This is a genomic window from Brakhagea slesvicensis, from assembly GCF_052161625.1.
Classification (GTDB): Bacteria; Planctomycetota; Planctomycetia; order Pirellulales; family Pirellulaceae; genus JBKCUI01.
Genome location: NZ_CP197412.1, coordinates 2,844,372 through 2,865,043, shown reverse-complemented (window position 1 = coordinate 2,865,043; position 20,672 = coordinate 2,844,372). Strand labels below are relative to the sequence as shown.

The 20,672-nt window shown below is 53.0% G+C and carries 17 protein-coding genes; 12 read left to right on the top strand and 5 right to left on the bottom strand.

Annotation, left to right across the window (positions count from 1 at the left end; genetic code table 11):
- Positions 1-34: 34 nt before the first annotated feature.
- From SH467x_RS10770 to SH467x_RS10755, 4 genes are all read left to right on the top strand, one after another.
- Positions 35-1,060, top strand: a complete 1,026-nt coding sequence (locus tag SH467x_RS10770) for a class I SAM-dependent methyltransferase (RefSeq protein WP_482371276.1) — start codon at positions 35-37, stop codon at positions 1,058-1,060.
- Between the two features lie 106 nt (positions 1,061-1,166).
- Positions 1,167-1,862, top strand: a complete 696-nt coding sequence (locus SH467x_RS10765) for a hypothetical protein (protein WP_482371275.1) — start codon at positions 1,167-1,169, stop codon at positions 1,860-1,862.
- 9 nt (positions 1,863-1,871) lie between these two features.
- Complete coding sequence (locus SH467x_RS10760; protein WP_482371274.1) at positions 1,872-3,863, top strand: flotillin family protein; 1,992 nt, start codon at positions 1,872-1,874, stop codon at positions 3,861-3,863.
- 293 nt (positions 3,864-4,156) lie between these two features.
- A complete protein-coding gene (locus tag SH467x_RS10755; protein ID WP_482371273.1) occupies positions 4,157-4,567 on the top strand; it encodes a hypothetical protein in 411 nt (136 codons plus the stop codon).
- An 84-nt stretch (positions 4,568-4,651) separates the two neighbouring features.
- Here SH467x_RS10755 and SH467x_RS10750 read toward each other — a convergent pair whose 3' ends face one another.
- The 3 genes from SH467x_RS10750 to SH467x_RS10740 form a co-directional block, all read right to left on the bottom strand.
- Positions 4,652-6,640, bottom strand: coding sequence for a VWA domain-containing protein (locus SH467x_RS10750; RefSeq protein ID WP_482371272.1), 1,989 nt, complete (start codon positions 6,638-6,640; stop codon positions 4,652-4,654).
- Positions 6,637-7,533 carry a DUF58 domain-containing protein gene (locus SH467x_RS10745; RefSeq protein ID WP_482371271.1) on the bottom strand — a complete coding sequence of 299 codons (897 nt, stop codon included), beginning with the start codon at positions 7,531-7,533 and terminating at the stop codon, positions 6,637-6,639. The genes SH467x_RS10750 and SH467x_RS10745 overlap by 4 nt, the downstream gene beginning before the upstream one ends.
- Before the next feature lie 87 nt (positions 7,534-7,620).
- The gene (locus SH467x_RS10740) at positions 7,621-10,131 is read right to left on the bottom strand and encodes an FtsX-like permease family protein (RefSeq protein ID WP_482371270.1); all 2,511 of its coding nucleotides are present in this window, start codon (positions 10,129-10,131) and stop codon (positions 7,621-7,623) included.
- Positions 10,132-10,282: 151 nt separating this feature from the next.
- On the opposite strand from SH467x_RS10740, the gene SH467x_RS10735 reads away from it, so the two are divergent.
- The 4 genes from SH467x_RS10735 (at position 10,283) to SH467x_RS10720 (ending at position 15,231) form a co-directional block, all read left to right on the top strand.
- Positions 10,283-11,767 (top strand): sulfatase family protein, encoded by a 1,485-nt coding sequence (locus SH467x_RS10735; RefSeq protein WP_482371269.1) that lies wholly within the window; start codon positions 10,283-10,285, stop codon positions 11,765-11,767.
- A gap of 1,072 nt (positions 11,768-12,839) precedes the next feature.
- Positions 12,840-13,370, top strand: coding sequence for a hypothetical protein (locus tag SH467x_RS10730; RefSeq protein WP_482371268.1), 531 nt, complete (start codon positions 12,840-12,842; stop codon positions 13,368-13,370).
- 704 nt (positions 13,371-14,074) lie between these two features.
- Positions 14,075-14,542: a hypothetical protein gene (locus tag SH467x_RS10725; protein ID WP_482371267.1), complete on the top strand. Its 468-nt coding sequence runs from the start codon at positions 14,075-14,077 to the stop codon at positions 14,540-14,542.
- Positions 14,543-14,808: 266 nt separating this feature from the next.
- Positions 14,809-15,231, top strand: coding sequence for a DUF6331 family protein (locus tag SH467x_RS10720; RefSeq protein WP_482371266.1), 423 nt, complete (start codon positions 14,809-14,811; stop codon positions 15,229-15,231).
- Positions 15,232-15,513: 282 nt separating this feature from the next.
- On the opposite strand, the gene SH467x_RS10715 is transcribed toward SH467x_RS10720, so the two are convergent.
- Entirely contained in the window at positions 15,514-15,813 is a 300-nt protein-coding gene (locus tag SH467x_RS10715) for a hypothetical protein (RefSeq protein ID WP_482371265.1), read from the bottom strand.
- Positions 15,814-16,039: 226 nt separating this feature from the next.
- Here SH467x_RS10715 and SH467x_RS10710 point away from each other — a divergent pair, with 226 nt between their 5' ends.
- Positions 16,040-16,900 carry a hypothetical protein gene (locus SH467x_RS10710; protein ID WP_482371264.1) on the top strand — a complete coding sequence of 287 codons (861 nt, stop codon included), beginning with the start codon at positions 16,040-16,042 and terminating at the stop codon, positions 16,898-16,900.
- A gap of 262 nt (positions 16,901-17,162) precedes the next feature.
- Here SH467x_RS10710 and SH467x_RS10705 read toward each other — a convergent pair whose 3' ends face one another.
- Positions 17,163-17,897: a hypothetical protein gene (locus SH467x_RS10705; protein WP_482371263.1), complete on the bottom strand. Its 735-nt coding sequence runs from the start codon at positions 17,895-17,897 to the stop codon at positions 17,163-17,165.
- A gap of 329 nt (positions 17,898-18,226) precedes the next feature.
- Between SH467x_RS10705 and SH467x_RS10700 the strand changes: the two genes are divergently transcribed.
- The 3 genes from SH467x_RS10700 (at position 18,227) to SH467x_RS10690 (ending at position 20,152) form a co-directional block, all read left to right on the top strand.
- Complete coding sequence (locus SH467x_RS10700) at positions 18,227-18,745, top strand: sigma-70 RNA polymerase sigma factor region 4 domain-containing protein (protein ID WP_482371262.1); 519 nt, start codon at positions 18,227-18,229, stop codon at positions 18,743-18,745.
- Between the two features lie 153 nt (positions 18,746-18,898).
- On the top strand, positions 18,899-19,120 hold the full coding sequence (locus tag SH467x_RS10695; protein WP_482371261.1) for a helix-turn-helix domain-containing protein: 222 nt from the start codon (positions 18,899-18,901) through the stop codon (positions 19,118-19,120).
- A gap of 54 nt (positions 19,121-19,174) precedes the next feature.
- Entirely contained in the window at positions 19,175-20,152 is a 978-nt protein-coding gene (locus SH467x_RS10690; RefSeq protein ID WP_482371260.1) for a tyrosine-type recombinase/integrase, read from the top strand.
- Positions 20,153-20,672: the final 520 nt, after the last annotated feature.

The window sequence follows — 20,672 nt, the reverse complement described above, 5'->3', positions numbered from 1 at the left end:
CCGAAACATAACAACACCAACCCACACGAAGACAATGTACCAAGACCTTTCCATACCTGACCCATCGATCGTGCTGGATCATCTCGAAGCCTTTCGAAGGTCAAAGACGATGTTCGCGGCGGTTGACCTCGGTGTCTTCGACGCTTTGGGGGATCAAGCCATCAGCAGCGAGTCGCTTGCAACTCAGCTTCATTGTCATGAACCATCGCTGAGAATGCTTTTGGAGAGTTGTGTGGGACTGGGCTTACTCCAGCGGACGGAGAATGGATTTCAGAATACAGACGCATCGCGAGCTTATTTGTGCTCGGACAGCCCGCGGCGGATGACGGGATACATTCAGTACTCGAATCATGTCATGTGGAAAATGTGGGCTCATCTCGAGGACGCCATTCGCGAGGGGACACATCGTTGGAAACAAACGTTCGGGTTCGATGGTCCCATTTTCTCGCATTTCTTTCGGACACCGGAAGCGATGGAAGAGTTCTTGATGGGGATGCATGGATTCGGAATGATCACCTCGCCGAGGGTGGTCGACCTATTTGATTTGAGTTCGTATCGAGTCCTTTGCGATTTGGGAGGGGCGACAGGGCATTTAGCCATCGCCGCTTGCCAGCGTTATCCATCGATGTCCGCCAAAGTCTTTGATCTCCCCCATGCGTTGGACCTGGCGCGGCGAATGACGAGAGATGCGGGCATGCAAGATCGAATGGAAATCATCGGTGGCGACTTCTTCGTCGATCCGTTGCCCAAAGCGGATTTGTACGCACTGGGACGCATTGTCCACGATTGGGACGAGCCAAAGATACGAGTCTTGCTCCAGAAGATCTACGATGCCCTGCCCAAGGGAGGAGCCTTGCTCATCGGCGAAAAGATACTTTGGGAGAATCGGTCTGGGCCTCGATGGGCTCAGATGCAGAGCCTCAACATGCTGGTGTGCACGGAGGGTAAAGAACGATCCGGCGCGGAATACGCTCAGCTTCTCCGCGATGTTGGGTTTTCGAAGGTCGCCGTTGCGAGAACCCAAGTCCCCTTGGACGCAGTCCTCGCGGTCAAAGGCTAATCCCTGATTGGGGCGAGACGCCCAACGACGGCAAACAGCTCCACCGGCAATACGGAATGGAGGGCAATCACATAGTCGGAAATTTCCCATACGTGGGGGGACATCGATGGTCGAACTCTATCAAGCAGCTATTTCGGGCCCGGTACTCCCCGCGACGATTCTCCTCGTCCTACTCCTCCTGTGGAGTATCAGCACGATCGTTCTGGGAGTTGGCAGCGACTTCACGATTGGAGATTGGCTCCCTGGAGAACCCTCGTTAGGCCCGGACTCCGACGGAACCTGGCAAACCGTGCAAAACACCGTGGGCGATGCGCTCGGGGGTGTGGTCCTCACTCCTGCGAAATGGCTGAATTTGAAGGATTTGCCCATCGTGGTCTGGGGGGGCGTATTTACACTGGTTTGGTGGACGGTGTCGATCACCAATTGGTACTGTTGTGACCCCTATTTTTTCGGAGAAACACCAGGTTTCGGTTGGAGCGCGGTGATCCTACTACGGAATTTTGTCATCGCTCTGCTTGTTACGAAACTGATCACCCAGCCTATGAAAGATTGGTTTATCAACCATGAGTTGAAAGCCGTTGATCTCGTTGGTCAGGAAGTGATTATCGCTTCCTACGACGCGTCGCCGACGCATGGGCAGGCGAAATACAAGACCGACAGCGCCCCATTACTCCTGAATGTGAAGACCGATGGACCGATCCTCCCGAAAGGGACCAGGGCATGGATTGCGCATTACGATCCTAAAACCCGTATCTATATCGTTTCCGCTACGACAACGACCACTCCGATCTCTTCTAACTAAGTGCCCACTATGTACCCTGCTCTTGTCATTCTTGTCTGTGTTCTTGTCTTCCTCTTCGCCCTTGGTGTCGTCGCCAGTCGATTCTATGTGAAGGTCGGCCCCGACGAAGCCATTGTGAAGACTGGAATGGGAGGGATGGTTGTCGTCATCGACGGAGGCCGATTGATTTGGCCCGTCGTCCATCGCTACGAGAAAATGGATCTCACTCTGAAGAGCTTTGAAATTTCCCGCGAAGGCTCCGAGGGACTCATATGCAAAGATAATATCCGCGCGGATATCAAAACGGTTTTCTTTATCCGAGTCGATAAAACCGTAGATGAAATCAAAGAGGTCGCCCAGTCCATCGGCTGCAAACGGGCATCCCAACTCGAGACGTTGAGAGAATTGTTCGATGCTAAATTCTCCGAGGCGCTCAAAACGGTTGGAAAGCAATTTGAGTTTGTCGAACTCTATGACAAAAGGGACAAATTCAAGGGAGAGATTCTCAAAGTCATCGGCACGGATCTGAATGGTTACCGACTCGACGACTGCGCGATCGACTATCTCGAGCAGACCCGACTCGAACTTCTCAATCCCAACAACATCCTCGATGCCGAGGGGATCAAAAAGATCACCGAATTGACTTCGACGGAGAAGATCAAAGAGAATCACTTCACACGTGAACGGGAGAAGACACTCAAGAAGCAGGATGTCGAAGCCCAAGAAGCGATCTTGGAATTGGAACGCCAACGAATCGAGGCCACCGAACGGCAAATCCGCGAGGTAGCCGAGATCCACGCCCGAGAAACTGCCAGCGCTGCGAAAGTTCAAGAAGAGAATCGACTTGAGTCCGAAAAGGCGCGCATCGCTGCGGATGAAGAGATCGGGGTGGCAACGCAAAACAAAGAGCGCCAGATCTTAGTCGCCCAACGCAATAAAGAGCGGACCGATGGCGTCGAACTGGAACGCATCCAACGCGATCGAAACCTCGAAGCCATCGAACGCGAACGGGTCGTAGGACTCGCCAGCGTGGAAAAAGAAAAGGTGTTGGAGGTGGAACGCCGCAACATCCAAGAGGTGATCCGCGAACGTGTGATGGTCGAACGTTCTGTCGTCGAAGAACAACAAAAAATGAAAGATACCGAAGCGTTCGCCACGGCAGAACGTACCAAGAAAGTCGAGATCACTGCGGCAGAAATGGCCGCAGAACAATCGCTCGTCAAGGAAATCAAGGCAGCCGAAGCGGAACTCAAAGCATCCGAAAGCAAAGCGGCTCAAATGCGCCTCGTCGCACAAGCGGAACGAGATCAAGCGGAGAAGAAAGCCGAAGCCGTCCGACTCTTAGCAGAAGCCTCCCGCACCGAATTCTCCGCCGAGGGAATCGCCGAGGCCGAGGTCATGCAAGCCAAAGCGAACGCCCTGCAGGAACAAGGATTGGCAGAAGCTCGTGTGCTCAAAGAGAAATTCACAGCGGAAGCACTCGGTATCACCGAGAAGGCCAATGCGATGAAAGAACTCGATTCCGTCGGCAAGCAACACGAAGAGTTCAAGCTTCGATTGGAAAAGGACAAGCAGATCGAAATCGCTGCCATCCATGCTCAACAATCCATCTCCTCGAGCCAAGCCGCTGTTCTCGCCGAAGCGCTCAAATCGGCGAAGATCGATATCGTGGGCGGAGACGGAGAATTCTTCCAACAAATCACCGCAGCCGTCCAGGCCGGCAAATCGATCGATCGGTTTGTTCAGAATTCGACGGTGGCCAACGACATTAAGAACACCTTCTTTTCAGGGAACCCGGACCAGTTCAAGAACGCGCTCGGAAATCTTCTGGATCAACTCCACCTCGATGCCAACAGCATTCGCGATCTCAGCGTAGCCGCCTTGATTGGAAAGCTCATGGCCGGCGATCTTGCTGGCGCAACTCCGAGCGATAGCGCTCTGGGAACCATGAGTAGCTTGCTCAGCATGGCCACGCAATTGCAGCTTGGAAACAAACCGGTGAAAGAGGTATTAGCAAAGTAACCGCATCGGTCACAAAGGGAGAAGGTGGCCATTTCAGGCCCCTTCTGTCGATCGATCAACGACCAACTCTGGTTCCCGGTGGCCAAGCTTTGATCTTTCAGCGGTCATTAACTCGCTGATTGGCCTTCGAGTTGCCAGAACAGGGTGCAATTCTTTTTCCTTTCCGACTTCGGCACGGGTCTTGCGTTTGATGTCATGCAGAGCCAACCGACAGGACCTTGTGGTCAGTCGTATGGCGAAGCGAAAGTAGACAATCAACGCAATGCACGACTCTTTTCTAGACGAGGTTTCCGATGAAAAAGCACATTTGGTCACTGCCCGTAGTAGGTTCTTTAGCGGTTCTCGCGTTCACAGGTTGTGAGCCCATGAACACCAGCAGCAATGCCGACGCCGTTCGCGTCGAAGCCAACAACAAGGCGGACGATGTCCGCGCCGCCACCCAGTCGGCCGCAGACGCAACTCGCGATAACGCGAATGCCACGGCAGATTCCATTCGACAAAACGCTGGCAAGACTTTGACTGGCGCAGCTCAAGACCCTAACGCAGAAAAACGAGCGGACGCGGTTGAGAAATCCGGCGAAAAGAGAGCAGACGAGCTCGAACGCGTCGGAGAGAACCGCGCCGACTTGATCGAAGCCAAGGGCGAGAAGAAGGCAGACCAAGTCGAAAAAGTCGAGGCAGCTAAACCGAGTATTCCCGACTAGTCGACTTGCTGAACGTTTTAAACTCCGTACAGGGTAGAGGATCGAAAGATGCTCTACCCTTTTGTTATGGAACGATCCTAGGTCCTAGGCGAAGATTCGTCGATTAAAGACGACCCATTCGGCCATGAGCAGGATCAACCCGACTACCAGTAGCCACCGCCAAATCTCCTGACGAGCTTGAATGACGGAGCCGGTTGCAGCGATTTGGTTACCGCCTATGTCAATCCCCTCCATCACATCCAACTTGCTCTCCTGGGGAGAAAACAAATTCACGCAGAAGGTCTCCATCGGCTCGGTTTCTTCCCCCGCATAAACGCGGTAGGAACCGAGTTCATCCGTCCGCGTGAATGTTAATCGCGATTCGGAATTACGTTCCAGAGGATAGCTCGTTCCGCTCGGAGATTCGACTCGGTAGGAATCGAAACGGTTGGAGAGTGTCAACCCAATCGCTTGCCCCGGCAGCACCGTGGGGGCCGTGGCCTCGGTAATACCGCCCCCCAAATGCTCGATCACCGAGTAGATAAAGACTGGAAAACTCCGCTTCCTTCCCCAATCGGTGTTGATCTCCAGGCCGCGTTCGGAATTCTCAACCAGCGAAAACCCCATTACGGCGTCTTGGAACGGCCCCCTCGGTGCAACGGCAAAGATGGGACCATTGTTGCTGGTCATCAAAACCGTGCCTCCTTCCGGTGGCGTAACGGTGTGGCCCTCAAAAATAGTGACCGAAGCCATTTCTAAGTATTGCGTGATCGGATTCTGGCGATTGACATCCAAAATAAAGAGAGGTCCATCATCCGGTCCCTGTGTCCATCCTTTGGTCGTGGCATCCTCCGTCTCAGGAGGTGGAGTTCCAAGGAACAGCGTATTCGCATTCGGCATCTTTTTCGGTGCACATTGGTCGAACAGAATCAAATCGTATGGAGATGAGAGATCGGTTTCGCTCGCCTCCAACTTGGCAAGGAAGTCAACCGATTCGACTTGGACGGTCGCGATCCGTTGGCATCTCTCGGTCTGAAGCGCCGCTTCCAACGCAGAGTTTCCAGGAGTGAGTACAAGCACCGAGATACGGCGGCTCGGGCGGATAGCTGCGTAGGCCACATTGTCGATCATGAGTGGATCTTCGTAGTCGAGCGTGAGTTTCAAGTCACCTTGTTCCAGCTGCTGCAGATCGAACAGCAATGCGGTTTCTTTCCCCGGCTCGATGGCAATTTCGTTGGCATCCGCCAATTCTCCGTTGAGTTCGAGAGACGCTGTACACATTACCGGTTCGTCGCCGAAGTTGGTGATCCGAGCAAACGCTTCCATGGCATTCTGCTTCTCGTCATTCCGTTGCACAGCGAAGCTGAGGATCGCGACATTGGGGGTCTTCGCCTCACCGATGGGTACATACTCCACCTGCAGTTGCCCTAAGTCCGCTTCTTCGAGTCCGCTGAACGCACCATCGCTCATTACGAAAACCTTGGCGGGAATCGCATCGGCGACTTGAATATCCCCGACCTTGTCGAAGCTCGATCGGCCGGGATTCGCGAGCCCTGCCGCAGCCCGCAGCGCTTCGCTGATATCGGTCGTCCTTTGGGTGGGTTCGATCGATTGGACCGCAGAGAGCAGTTTGTTTTTATCTTTGGTAAACCCCTGACGAACATCCGCACGATCGGAGAACGCGATGACCATCCCCACATCATCGCTTCCCGTTTGCGAGATCAAATTCCGCACTTGCTCTTTTGCCTTTTCCAGCCGGCTCGATCCCTCCTCATCGGTCTGCATACTGGCCGACTGATCGATCAAGTAGACGCGGCGTTCACCGACCGAATCGGTCCCTTGCCAGCCGGGACGCAAACAAGCCAGGATGGCCAATAGCAAGAACAACAATTGCAGCCATAACAAAATGTTGTTCCGAAGCCTCTGCCAAATACTGTTGACGTGAAGATCCTCGAGGGCTCTCCTCCAAAGCAGCGTGCTGGACACCGTGATGGGGCGGCGGCGCAGCTTCAAGAAGTAAAGGCTGAGCACCGCTGGAGGAATGGCGGCCATGACCAACCACCATGGCCAAGTAAGCGTGTTGATCCAGTTCATCGAACAAGCCCCCTAGCGCGCAAATACTCGTTGACCAGCTGATCGGCCGCTCGATCGCTTCTCGCCGGAACATAGGTGATCGAGAGACGATTGCAGAATGTCTTCGCTTGATCGACAAACGCATTCAATGTTTGTTGGTACCGCTGGAGGATCGGAACGGAAATCGAAAGCTCGCGCACGTCGCCATCCTCGCAATCGACAAGCTTCAAATCCCCCACCAGTTTAGGTTCCAATTCTTCGGGGCTGAGAATATGAACGAGGAAGACATCCATCCCGCGTGCGACCAACATTCGAAGGGCTGATTCGTAACCGGTCTTGCTCATGAGGTCCGAAATAACGACCGCGATCCCCTTGCCCGAATTCCGCAGACAGAAACGCTTGATCGCGTCCTGCATCTCGACTCCTCCCGATCCACATTCGATGGATTCCAATGCCCCCATCAGTCGATGCGCGTTCGACTTCCCGCGGAGTACAACAGGAGTTCCGGCCGATGCGAACCCCGAGACCGACACGCGATCGCCGCGACAAAGCCCGATGTATCCCAAACTGGCAGCGATCTGCTTCCCGACATGCAGTTTGCTAGGGTCCCCGAATCCCATCGAAAGCGAATCATCGAGGATGGCATAGAAGTGCAAATCCTCCTCTTCCAAAAACAATTTGAGATAGAGCCTATCCAACCGCGCGTAGAGATTCCAATCGATGAACCGGAGATCGTCTCCCGACGAGTAATTTCTGAAATCGGCAAACTCGACGCTTTGCCCCTTCCGTTTGCTCCTTCGCTCCCCCTTCATTCGGCCGCGAAAGATCTTTCGACTGACTAACTCCATCCGCTCCAATTTGCTCATCAATTCAGGTGTGAGCAGCGGTGCACTGGCGCGTGAAGCAGAGTCCATAGGGCTGACCGTAAGAAATACTCAAGAAGGAAGATGACTCGGAGGGATGCTCCGCCCCGCCAGTATACCAGAGACGCAATGATTGGATTATTCGTACCCCAATGCCGTCTTTAAATGGATTCTGGCTGCTCGTTCCGCCGGGACGAGGGACGCTGCCACCGCCATGACCATCGCTAACGTCACGCTTGAAAAAAAGAACCAAGGCCTTAGAACCAATTCCACGTCGTGGCCAGTCGCCGTATAGGTGGACAGATTGATCAAATAGGCGATGACTCCCCCCATCAAGGCTCCAGGAACGAATCCAACAATCCCAAGGAGCAATGCCTGCGAGACAATCATCCGACGGACTTGAGCTCGCGTCATCGCAACGACTCGCAACAACCCAATCTCTCGCGTTTGCTCGATGATGTTCATCGAAAGCGTGTTCACGAGACCGAACGAGGCGATGGCCGATCCCAATGCCAACAATCCCCAAAGCCCCGCATTCACCCCGCGCGACATGGAACGAATCATCTCCACCAAGTCGGCGTTCGATTGAAACAATAACCCCTCGGCCTGGCACAAGGCTTGAACACGCGACTCCACCTCGCTTTCGCGACCGGGCATGGCATCGACGATGTAAGCATCCTGTCCCTCGACTTGAAAGGCATCTTCCGCAGCACCTCGGTCCATATAAACCGTGAGCCCGCCGGCGATGTAATCGTTGACCACTCCGGCAATGCGATACTCCCGAACACCAGATAGAGTTTCCATGGGCAGAACATCTCCGCGATGAATCTTCAATCGCTCGCTGAGAACGCTTCCAATCGCCACTTCCCCGTTTGCCAATCCTGCACCAATCTCGTTGGCTTTTCCATCGACCACATCGAAGCTGACTGAATCCGCCTCCTGATACTTTCGAATCACAACAATCACCGAGTTTTCACCCGACCTTGCGCTCACAAAACGAAGGGGTGTGACTTGCTCGATCCCCTCCATCGCACGAAGCTCTTCACCAACCGCATCCGAAAGATCTGCGGACCGCCCCGTCGACATATCGGGCATCGTCGCACGAACAAAAAAATCTCCGACGAGCGCTCGCGAACACCAGACGTCGACATCTCGAATGTTGTCCATGATGGTCAGTCCCAGCCCAATCCCGGTACTGATCGCAATGAACAACACACTCGCAGTCATAGCCGTCCGACTTCGGTGCCTCAACAGCTGACGATGGGCAAGCCCCGACTCCACCCCTAGCAATGGCCTGATCAACCATTGCACCCAGCGAGATGTGGGCTCCACCATCAATGGGAGTAAAAATACGATCCCTACCAAGATCGAGACCGACGCCGCGATCGTCCATTTCATCGACAACAGCCCGAGAAAACTCCCCAGGTGCAGCCCCGCGCCCAAAGCGACCAACAGTCCTCCTAAGGCAGGCCATCGCCAACTCGATCCCCTCATCTCCGATGCGATCACCACTTGCATGGCCTCCGACGGCGAAAGCATGCCCGCGCGCCGCGCTGGAAGAAACGCTCCAGCCCACGAAATACCTAAACCAAAAACAACGGCGAGCGCAAAGGGCCACCAATGCACTTGTGGATCTGGCATGCCGGTCTGCAGTACCTGGGAGGTGGCTCGTACCAGAAAGAAAGCGCCGACGACTCCCACCAACGAACCCACCACCGTTCCGATCGCCCCAAGCATCAGCGCTTCGCGCATCACGAAACCTTGTATCTGCTTGCGAGTCGCTCCGATAGCTCGGAGAATTCCAAGCTGCCTGCGACGCTCCCCGACTACCATTTGAAACGTGTTGAAGATCGTGAACACCGCGATCATCAATGCGAAAGCTGTCGCCAACGTCAGTCCAAGCTCTGCCGAACGTATGGTCTGATCGGCCATCTGATTGTCCTGTGCCGGGGCCTTGATTCCCACCCCAACAGGGAGCACCTCCGCGATCCCTTTGCGTATGCCCTCGCGATCTCCCTCGGGGTCAATCAGCACCTCGATGCGGTCCAGCTTCTGCCGGATTCGAAACTGTGTCTGGACGGTCCGCAATGGACCATAAAGGACGCCCCCCTGGGAAAGACTGCTCGCTCCTTGATGCCGCAGAAATGCTGCGACCTTCCAAGTCTGCAAGCCCGATCGGGTAAGCAATTTGACTTCCGAATCCATCTCAATCCCCATCGACTTGGCGAATCGCTCGTCCAAGGCCAATGCAGATCCGCTCGATGGCATCTCCCCGGCGACCACTTCATAGTCGCGGACCAACTGATCGACTTCGGAGTCCACCCCCAAGATCTGCGTCTTGGCTCGCTTGTCTCCGACGTACAACAACGTAGCACGCTGCGCCGTAGGAACCGCTGTTCGGACTCCGGAAACTTGGCTTACCGATTGAAGAAGACCGGTATCAAAACTGGCTCCCCCCTCTGCGGTGATCAAGAAGTCCGTCTTACCTACCAACGCAGCGAACATGGACGACTGGGCCATGCGAACGGTGGAAGAGGTTAACGCGACAGAAATCACCGCGGCCGTCCCTAACGCAACGCTGAGCACGGTCAGACCGGTGCGAACCGCCCGATGCTGGATTTCACGGAGCGTCATGCGCCAAAACGACATCGATTTCTCCTGTTTAAACCTCAATGCGTGGAAGCCGACCTAATCCCAAACCTTCCTGCCCGTATTGTACTCGAAACCAGCCAAACCGACCCTCCCGATTGCGTTATCTTATACGGGTCCCCCCACTTCACCTCTCCAAGATTCTCCTATCATGAAATGTTCGCTTGCTTGCGTGGTCTTGCTCGCTATCGGATTCGCGAATAGTTGGTTCCCCTCCGCGGTTATTGCATTTGCACCGCCCAATGTGATCTTGATCGTCGCGGATGATATGGGCTATGCCGATTTGGGAGTACAAGGTGCGAAGGGGTTCCAAACTCCTTCGTTGAATAAGCTTGCTAACCAAGGAACGCGGTTTACGGACTTTTATGTCGCGCAAGCTGTCTGCACGGCATCGCGAACGGCGTTGATGACGGGCTGCTACCCGAATCGGCTCGGCATGCACGGTGCGTACAACCATACAAGCCGCGATGGGATCGCTGCCGAGGAATGGTTGTTGCCGGAGATGTTGCGTGACCGAGGATACGCGACCGCAGGTATGGGGAAATGGCATCTCGGAACTCGATTGAAATTCCATCCCTGCCGCCATGGCTTCGACGAATGGTTCGGAATTCCTTACTCCAATGACAACACGAAATACCATCCGACGCTCGCTTCGGAAATGCCTCCACTCCCTCTGTATGATGGGGAGAAAATTGTCGAGCTCGACCCCGACCAATCTCTCTTTACAAAGCGATTCACCGAACGTGCGATCGAATTCATCGAAAGGAACAAGACTCGCCCATTCTTCCTTTACTTGCCGCACGTGATGCCTCACGTCCCCATCTTTGCATCCGAACGTTTTCGCGGAAAAAGCCAGTTGGGACTTTATGGCGATGTAATGGAAGAGTTGGATTGGTCGGTCGGCGAGATTCTTGGAACGCTTGAGCGGTTGGAGTTGGAAGAGAAAACGCTTGTCATCTTCATCTCAGACAATGGGCCTTTTCTCTCGTATGGCGAGCACGCAGGTTCTGCGGCACCGCTGCGAGAGGGAAAGCTGACGACATTCGAAGGTGGGGTGCGAGTTCCTTGCCTGATGCAGTGGAAAGGAATGATCCCGGCCAACCGCGTCTGCTCGACTCCTTTTATGGGGATAGACCTGTTACCCACATTGACGGAGATCGTCGGTGGAAAGTCCGCTCAGTTACCGATCGACGGTCGATCTGCCAAGGAGTTCATTCTTGGAGCATCCGATGCGGAGGGCCCGCATGAAGCTCTTTACTTTTATTCCGGCACTGCATTGCAAGCCGTACGGAGCGGTCGTTGGAAATTGCATTTCGCACACCCGTATATCACGCCAGCGGGAGAGCCGGGTCGGGGAGGGAAGCCATCGAATTTCGGGAAACTGGCACCTGCCTCGATTGTTCAATCGGGAGTGGAAGGGATTGCGACAAGGCATGGATATCGAATCGAACAGCTCGAGCTATCCCTGTACGATCTGAGCAAGGACCCTGGCGAACAGCAAAACGTCGCTTCGGCGCATCCTGATGTTGTGAAGAGACTGACTGAATATGCAAGTGTCGCAAAGCGGGAGCTTGGAGATTCCCTTACGCAGTCCGAGGGGACAGGACTCCGCTCGCCCGGGTTAGACAGCCCTTGATGCGATGGGCTTTGATTAACGACGATGCGTGTCAGAAGACCCGTGATAATCAAGGTTGAGGAGGGCGGTTTCTCGCAAAGGCGCGAAGTCCGCAAAGGAAGAAGGACAAGCTAGTTTGGAACGTGATCGATGGCCTGAGTCGCATAGAATTTTCAACCACGGACGACGCGGAATACACGGAAAAGGAACGAGGGATGGCTGTTGTCTTCCTTCGGTGTGTTCCGCGTGTTCCGTGGTACTTTGACCTTCGGACATAAAAAGGAACTGTCCAATCGGGTAAGGATGCCCGTTGCCAGGCACCCTCCCCACACCACCGTTTGCTTGCACTTTCGTAGTGGTGATTTGTTATACTGATCTCCTCAAGTGTCCTATCTCACACAGGGGAGTTGAACCCCATTAACCAACGCCCTGCCGGGCGTACACCATCCGATGCACACGGAGCGGCGGTGGTGGGCGTTTTGGGAATGGCTGCGACGCTCGCCGCCGCCCGGTGATCGGTAGTGTTATTTGGTCGAAAGGTAACATGTCTAATCGAACGATTGCGACGCGTTGGCGCGGTGTTTACTCATACGACCAATCATTCAGTGGTCTGTCGAATTTGTATGCAGATACTGACTTTGAAATGCAACTGGCAATCGGTTGGTTTGGCCGCTTCACAGGGAACGTTCTTGACTCTGAACCGGGGATAACAGAACCAGCGTCAATTCAAGGGAGACTGACAAAAACCCGAATCACCTTTCGAAAGAGATATGCAAGTTTATGGGTTACCAACGAGTCAGGTATACTCACTGTTGTTCCTGGCCAACCATCTTACATACTTTACTACACTGGGGACTTTTACGAGAATCGCAATCGCATCAAAGGTAGCTGGCAGATACGAGCAGAGACCAGATGGCTCAATGGCGAACAGTGGGATTTTCCACCGACCAGCGGGACATGGTCAGCACAGTCGCGTATACAATAAACCAAATAACAATGGCATGCACACCAAGGGCTCGGTCGCCCTGTTTTGGTCGGTGCATTTGTTTACTACTCGCCCTGGGTGATGCCGGGCGTTCTGCATCCTAAACTGATGATGGCAAACCTTGAAGCTGGCATACCGGGTACCGGTCCTGAGCCAATACACCTTCACGCTGGCAAACCGACTGAGTGCTCGGAAGGGTGCGTCGTAAGATTCACGTCGAAGTCTGGCGAAGAATGGATCGGGAACATTCAACACGGATACGGATACGCCACAAAGATTATCGAATGGCAAGAAGCAAACGCGTTTATCGTTATCGCCAAGGGCGCAAGCTACTTCGTACGACCGAATGAACCGACGAATTGGAAACACTTGGACTTACTCGGCATTGACGCTATCGTTTTGCCCCAGCATGACATTGCATTGCTGTCAACGTATACTGACGTGGTCGCAATCTCACATATCGGGGATGAAATTTGGCGTCGTACGGTCGCGATTGATGGCGTGGAAATCACAAAGACCGACAATGGCATCGTCCTTGGATCGGCTGGCATTGATCCACCTGACGAATGGCATCCGTTCGTGCTACGCCTTGACACCGGAGATGATGCAGAACCAAGCGATGCACCGAAAGAGCGGTAGCCGAGCGATTTCGCAATGGAAAATCAATCGCCGCGACTCGATTATCGCTGCCGTTATTTGCTCAATTACAGTCGGCAATGAGCTCTACAATTCCATACCAAACGACAGTAACACGGCTTAACGATGCGGCGTCGCGTAAATCGCGATCGTCTTCTCGCTGGATTGGTACGGGATCTATTCTTGCTGCTGCCTGCCTGCCCGATAGTTTTTGGCGCTCATGGACTTTATCTAGAATCCACATATGCTGCTTCGTTGCCACCTGGAACCGCGGCATGTGGAATGGGTTCCTTGGTGGCGTTGATGTTCATTTTAGTAGGCGCACCGGTGTGTGGATTGATGGGCGCATTTGTCGGATGGATTGGGTCGAAGATTTGGCCTTAAGGCTTGTGCTTTGATACCAATGAAAATGGAACTGCAAAATCACTTTCGACCGAATGGGACAAAACGCAATTAATCGGCTAAGGATGCCCATTGCCGGGCACCCTCCCCACACCACCGTGTGCTTGCACTTTCGTAGTGGTCATTTGGTATACTGATCTCCTCAAGTGTCCTATCTTGCACAGGGGACTTGAACCCCATTAACCAACGCCCGTGCCGGGCGTACACAAAAAATTGCGGCGAAGTGCTCAGTCAGACGTTCTGACTTGTGTCGAGATTTCTCCTCGCACTCGCTGATTTTAGACGTTCGTTTTTCAGGGAACCATATGTGCAATACGATCACTGCTTATTGGCTGTTGCTTATTGCAAGCATCGGGACGCTTGAGCGGGCGCACATGTCCAGGGTTGCCGAAGCCGCCGGTGGAATTCAAGTTGGCGATACCGAAGATCATGTCCTTCGAACTTTAGGAAAACCGTTAAGCACCTATGAACGGAACGAAGGCTGGTCGATTCTCGGAATTGGCGCCCATCCACCGCACTGGCTCTACGGAACCACAATCAATATCAAGAAGATGTTTATTGCTGACACCTATGTGATGGCATCGCCACTTCCAATCAATATTCGATGGTTCTCTTACGACGAAGATGACTTGGTGGTCGAATGGGATTCAAAGGGCAAAGTATCCAAGATCACCGTTCCAGAGATTCCAATCGATCACAGAGCGGATAAAATACTGGATACCGTATACTATTGGAACAGAATCTATTTGGCAATTTCCAGCATGAACCGCTAGAATCAAAGACGAATCGGGTAAGGATGCCCGTTGCCGAGCACCCTCCCCACACCACCGTACGATTGCACTCTTGCAGTTGCCATTGGTATACTGATTTCCTCAAGTGTCCTATCTCACACAGGGGAGTTGAACCCCATTAACCAACGCCCGTGCCGGGCGTACACTGAATTGCAGCCAAGTGCTCGATCAGCCGTCTGACTTGCCTTGAGTCAACTGCTCGCGCTGGCTGAATTCGGTCGTTATCCCTCCAAAGAGCATCTTGGACTGTGCCCAACTCGAACCGACAATCCGATGACCTCCTCATTGGTGAAAATGAATGGATCACATTCGTACAACACGACTGGGCCAAAGAAACCTGGTTGTATATTGACAACATATTGGAGCCATTAGAACCACTGTTTTCCCGACTTGAAAAACAATGCGTTGCACAGTGTTGTGGCCTAGAGGCATTTTCGTTTACTCGAGAAGACATCATTCTTGCCACTGCGCAACTCGAAACAAATCCCCTTGCAGATGCGTTGAATCAGGCTGTTCGAAAACTCGAGTTACTAACGAATGATGTACTCGGATCGAAGCGATTGAACAATGGAATCGATCGTGGTACCATGATCGATTTATTACGGCATATTAGGGACACTATCATATCTCACGCGCTCCAGACTGACTTGGGATTTGAAAAGCCGGGATAACCATGCGATGCACCGACGTCACGGGTCGGCCGTTTCCTGATGGTCAATTTTTTTAGCCGCGACATCGGTGATCGCGAGCGTTCGTCCTTCAAAACCCTCAAACGGTCCATGTCCACATACAAGTACGAAGTCAATGAACAAGTCCAACGACTGTTTCCATTGCAGACGACGATAGTTGCACCGCTGGAATTTGGCTGGGACTACTACTCGAATGTTGCCTTGTTTCTCTCGAATTCTCAATTCGCTTCACTTCCTAACTTCTATGAATGCCAACTACCAAAACTAGGCATTGAGAAGTTTGACCTCTATTTGGATGATGAGCAGGGCTTGCTTATCGTGTCCATTTTTGGAGAGGCCGGTGGAGATATTCACATTCAGGAACGTCGTAAGGAAGATCCCTTTGATGACGTGAGGGGTTTCGTTGGTTCGAAGCTGTTGAATGATTTGGTTAGGTTGCATTCCCCGCCAATATTCGGCTTTGTTAGAATCCATCTGCACTAACAATGGACGACTCGGATAAGGGTGCCCGTTGCCGGGCACCCTCCCCATACCACCGCGCGATTGCACTCTTGCAGTTGCCATTGGTATACTGATCTCCTCAAGTGTCCTATCTCGCACAGGGGACTTGAACCCCATTAACCAACGCCCGTGCCGGGCGTACACAAAGGGTTGCACGCGAAGTGCTCGATCAGCCGTTTTGACTTGCTCGTAGTCAACTGGTCGAGCTTGGTCAATGGTGCCGTTTGGCCACTATGTTACTCAACGGAGACGCCTTGAAATGTGCTGCATACGAAACACGATACAGTTGATGCGATTGATGATCGTATTCTGCGCTGTGACAGCTTATGTCGGTGCTGAAACGCGTGGTCAGATTGACATTAGATTAGAGGAACTGGCCGAGCAAGCAAGGATCACGGAGGGTAAAGTCCATTCGATCTCCGTCACCATAAATTCGTCGAACATTACAAGAAGATTAACGAGCGACGGCCCAACCGAAGCAAACGGTAATCATCGTGAGACCTGGTTCGTTGATATTAGAGGTATCGGTTGGGCAGAGGGGCAAGGGACTGTTTCGCAGCTTAATCCAGACGGGACGAAAACAGTTGGGGTGGAAGAGTTTTGGGCAACCTTTGATGGGGAAGTTGGAAAACGATTTATGCGGCTCGATGTAGAAGGTGTGGAATCCGCTGCGTTTGCATCTATTGAAAAACGGTTGCAAGGCAGGCTGGGTTCGCCCATGAGTTTCATTGAAAAAGCACGTTCATTTATCGAGAAAGGCAATTGCAAGATCGCAGAAGCTCAAATCTGGGATGGAAGAGAGGTAATTGTTGTTCAGAAACATTTCGACTCGGGAAAGTCGACTCGAAGCATGGAGTACTGGATTGATCCCGAATTGCAGTTTACTGTCGTACGACGAATACAACGAAAGCTTGATGAACAGAGTGGCAAATGGAGCGTTGAGTCGACTCGAGATTTTCATGACCACCGAAGATTGGCAGATCGTGTATGGCTTCCCCAAAAGGCAACCTTTAAATCGTACTCGTCACCAGGATTTGCAAATAACGAAACCGAGTTTCTTTTCACGGATTGGAGAATAGACGAGAAATTAGATCGAGAGAAGTTAAATCGGGAATTCCCAGAAGGCGTAAGCGTGCGGAATTCCAAATAAGGCATCGGCGGCCTCACGAAGTATTGAGAAACTCATGTGAGCCCCTCAGGGATTCGTACGAACGAGTGGCATCAACCCTAGCCACCGACCGCGGCTTTACTTACATCAACAAGCTCGGCAACTGGATTAGATCCTCCCCACTCCACCGTTCGTCTCTTTGCTCGACTTCAATGCTCGAATGAAAAACAGCGTGCAGAGAAACCACCATCCCCACACACTGTTTGGAAACAGTCGATCCTATTCGAGCACCGAAGCTCTCTGGCTACATCGACCTGATGAGCCTGTACAATCGCTGCGGTCTCCCAGATGTCGCAACGATGGACGTGGCGATGTCGCCTTGCCGCTCCAGTGTGGCGATCATTTCCTGAAAAGACTTTGCATCTATTTTCATTCGCTTCAGCAAGAGACTGTGCGGCAGTTGCCGCTCTGGTATTTCCTGCAGCTTTCGAATCAACCGAAGGCAGACCACCAAACAGGGTTGGTCGATCGACCCCGGAGATTCCTTACCGGCCTTGCGACGCATGGGATAAACCGAAGTGGCCGATGAGTACATCGTGAGCAACGTCGACATAAGGTTCTCATGCCTTCCATCGCGCGACTTGCTCATCGATTGGAGCATCCCATCGATCTCATCCGTTTGGAAGAGCATACTCGGTGAAAGATACAAGGCGTCTTGGATCCCTTCGCCACTGGAGAATCGCTCCCCCAAACAGCCCGCTGCACCGATCTCGAACAAGATGCGTGTGTTGAGTTTCCGTGGCCAATCCTTCCCGGCCGAGGAGTGAAAGCCTTCGAGGATGAGCACATGGGCAGCGCGGCCGACCAAGTATGCGGGGGATTCGTCTCTTGTGGGTGGTTGCGTCTTCTTGCGATTGTAGAGCTGGGGGCACTTGCGAAAGTCGGCCAATTGATGGCTCGAGAGATGGTGTCGTGCATGAGCGTGGTATTCATCGGCCGACTCGTGGACGAGGAATGGAAGCGACAGCGACTGGTGCATGGCAAACTCCTGCGTGGTGAATCTCGGAGGCGTTGTGCCTCCACTTAGTTATTTGCCGCTCGACCTCGAAATTTGCGCGCTTGGGTCAAAAGAGAAGTGAGTGCGTGACCCTGTAATGACTGAGATGTGTAGTCACATATGTAGTCATATATGTAGTCATGACCCTGTAAATTGACCCCACGTGGGGTCAGAAGTGAGTCACTTGACCCTGTAATGTGTCCCATATGACTTTCGAGACTACATGTATGACTCTAGATACATGACCGAGTATTCCTCGAACAATGGCCTCGCGAACGAAACAACCACGCGAACCCAATCGAGGAATCGTCATGTGCATCGACGTATGTAAACGAACGACCGAAAGAACAATTGCCAAATGGATCGCAGCCAGGGCCCGGCGCATGGGCATCCGAGGCCACGACATCGAAGACGTTCAGCAACAGATCTTGATGGTGTTGATGGATTTCGAATTCGATGCCGAGAAGTCCAACGGTGCATCGCTCCGAACGGCCATCACCTCTGTGATCGATCGCCAGTTGCGATTCATGCGAAGGACACGGCTGCGATACAGCGACCATGTGTCAGGAAGTGAAAACCTACCAAGCGATGTCGCAGATACATCGTATGGGGTGAATGCGTCTCGGCGCATTTCGCTATCCGAAGATCTCGCGACGGCCCGATCGCAACTTTCACCGTTGTCGCAAAGCATCTGTGATGCCCTCTCTGAAGGGCAATCAATCAACGAGATCGCGCAAACGATGGGCCTCAGCTGGCACACCGTGCACAAGCATGTCGGATCGATACGTGAATGTTTCGCATCGTTCGGATTAGGGGACTTGGCCTCCTAAAGCCAAAGAGTCCCACAACCTTACCAGAGCAGTCGAAAGACTGCAGAAACCGACTGGACTTTCCCGGGTAAGTGAGCCTCCTGTGTCCATAGGCCATCGGCGACTCACTCCCTTTCCAAATCATTGCTAGATGACGCAAAAGGATGGTGAGAAATGAGTGGTTCAACAGGGATCGATCCCATGGTAGTCGACGAAGAGCAAGCAGCACGAATGCTCGGCATTTCACGCCGCATGGTCTTTGAGTTTCGCTCCAGGGGGGAACTCCCATGCGTGAAGCTGGGGCGTCTGATTCGCTATCGCGTTTCCGACATCCAAGCGTTCTTGGAACGCAAGCGAATCGAAACCAACCCTCAAACCAATGGCTACCGCGAGTGACTCGCAAGTCACGACAGGTTTTTCAGGTAACCAGATAAGAGGAGATTGGATCGAATGGCTTCCATTTCGACGGATAAATCCGGTAACAGGCGAGTTCTGTATTTCGACGAGAATCGCAAGCGGCGGGTACTCTACGTTGGGAAGATTTCGCAGCGCGAAGCCGAGGGTGTGCAACGACGCGTCGAGAGTATGTTGAATGCGAAGATCCTTGGCAATGCGATCGATCGCGACGATGCCCGTTGGTTGTCGGAGTCTCCGGCGATCCGCGAGAAGCTCGAGCGATTGAATCTTATCTCTTCGGGAAAGATCGTGGTCAATCGCAAGAACATGACAATGGAAGAGTTCTTGGACGACTACATCGAACGCCACGGCAAGAGTCGCAAGCCAGCAACGGTTGCGGTATGGAAACAGGTGGTTGCGAACCTGAAAGAGTTCATGCCCGCAGGGATCAAGATCAATCAAATCACTGCGGGCCACGCGAAAGAGTTTCACGAAAAGCTCAAAGCCCGAGGGATGGCTACGACGACGATCCACAAACGGATCCAATTCGCGAGGCAATTCATGCACGACGCGGTCGACTGGAAGATCATCGACGAGAACCCGTTCTGCAAGGTAAAGACCCAAAAGAGCTCGGTGAAGGTCAACGAGTACGTGCCTCGCGAAGTGGTCGACAAGCTGATGAAGAAGGCCAGCCCGGTGTGGCGCGTTATCTTGGGCCTGAGTCGCTACGGTGGGCTTCGTACGCCCTCAGAAACCCTATCACTGCGTTGGGACGACATCGATTGGGAAATGAACCGAATGAGCATCCCAGAACCAAAGGTCGAGCATCACGAAGGCCGTGGCATTCGTAGCTGCCCGATCTTTCCGGAGCTTCGTCCGATCCTCGACGAAGCATTCGAGATCTTCGGTGACAAGAGCGAGTACGTGGTCGCTGCGCCCCAGTATCACGCCGCAGCGAATACCGCGATGGGTTGGAAGAACGCCAAGCTACGATCCAAGATGACAAGGTCGCCGCTACACGTAGGACCATGAATGCTCTCGCCGAAGGGATCAATAGCAAGATCATGTCGATCAAGCGGCTTTCGAAACATCGAGAACTTCAAAAAAGCTGTCTTGTTCTACTGTGGCGGACTCGATCTTCGCCCAAGGTAATGCCGGATGGACCCGAGTTCTAGACAACCAGCGGAATGATATCGACTTCTGGATCCAACGTGGAAGAGTCTCGAAAAATGAAGTGCGGTGTTCCAAAACACTAGTTTATTCAGTGGGCTGCTAGATGTAGAATCACGAAGGGATACCCGCAAGGCGTTTGAGCGCTTCGGATAAATCACGACGACATCATACCCCTCCGGATCACACCCGAAAGGAGCCCTTCCAACCAGAATCTTTACAAGAAATTTATTTGACAAATGCCCCCCCCCCCCCGGATATCCTCGATGGTTCATCGGAAGTTGGTTTTCTACCGTTTAGACAAGGTGTTCTATGAGAACATTAAGTAGTTGCTTTGTGTTGGTGCTTGCTATGTTCGCTGGACAAATCTCTACGATTGCCG

Bases quoted from the DNA above. Each gene is read 5' to 3' on its own strand.
- SH467x_RS10770 (WP_482371276.1), top strand. From the start codon at position 35: ATGTACCAAGACCTTTCCATACCTGACCCATCGATCGTGCTGGATCAT.
- SH467x_RS10765 (WP_482371275.1), top strand. From the start codon at position 1,167: ATGGTCGAACTCTATCAAGCAGCTATTTCGGGCCCGGTACTCCCCGCG.
- SH467x_RS10760 (WP_482371274.1), top strand. From the start codon at position 1,872: ATGTACCCTGCTCTTGTCATTCTTGTCTGTGTTCTTGTCTTCCTCTTC.
- SH467x_RS10755 (WP_482371273.1), top strand. From the start codon at position 4,157: ATGAAAAAGCACATTTGGTCACTGCCCGTAGTAGGTTCTTTAGCGGTT.
- SH467x_RS10750 (WP_482371272.1), bottom strand. From the start codon at position 6,640: ATGAACTGGATCAACACGCTTACTTGGCCATGGTGGTTGGTCATGGCC.
- SH467x_RS10745 (WP_482371271.1), bottom strand. From the start codon at position 7,533: ATGGACTCTGCTTCACGCGCCAGTGCACCGCTGCTCACACCTGAATTG.
- SH467x_RS10740 (WP_482371270.1), bottom strand. From the start codon at position 10,131: ATGTCGTTTTGGCGCATGACGCTCCGTGAAATCCAGCATCGGGCGGTT.
- SH467x_RS10735 (WP_482371269.1), top strand. From the start codon at position 10,283: ATGAAATGTTCGCTTGCTTGCGTGGTCTTGCTCGCTATCGGATTCGCG.
- SH467x_RS10730 (WP_482371268.1), top strand. From the start codon at position 12,840: ATGATGGCAAACCTTGAAGCTGGCATACCGGGTACCGGTCCTGAGCCA.
- SH467x_RS10725 (WP_482371267.1), top strand. From the start codon at position 14,075: ATGTGCAATACGATCACTGCTTATTGGCTGTTGCTTATTGCAAGCATC.
- SH467x_RS10715 (WP_482371265.1), bottom strand. From the start codon at position 15,813: ATGGCAACTGCAAGAGTGCAATCGCGCGGTGGTATGGGGAGGGTGCCC.
- SH467x_RS10710 (WP_482371264.1), top strand. From the start codon at position 16,040: ATGCGATTGATGATCGTATTCTGCGCTGTGACAGCTTATGTCGGTGCT.
- SH467x_RS10705 (WP_482371263.1), bottom strand. From the start codon at position 17,897: ATGCACCAGTCGCTGTCGCTTCCATTCCTCGTCCACGAGTCGGCCGAT.
- SH467x_RS10700 (WP_482371262.1), top strand. From the start codon at position 18,227: ATGTGCATCGACGTATGTAAACGAACGACCGAAAGAACAATTGCCAAA.
- SH467x_RS10695 (WP_482371261.1), top strand. From the start codon at position 18,899: ATGAGTGGTTCAACAGGGATCGATCCCATGGTAGTCGACGAAGAGCAA.
- SH467x_RS10690 (WP_482371260.1), top strand. From the start codon at position 19,175: ATGGCTTCCATTTCGACGGATAAATCCGGTAACAGGCGAGTTCTGTAT.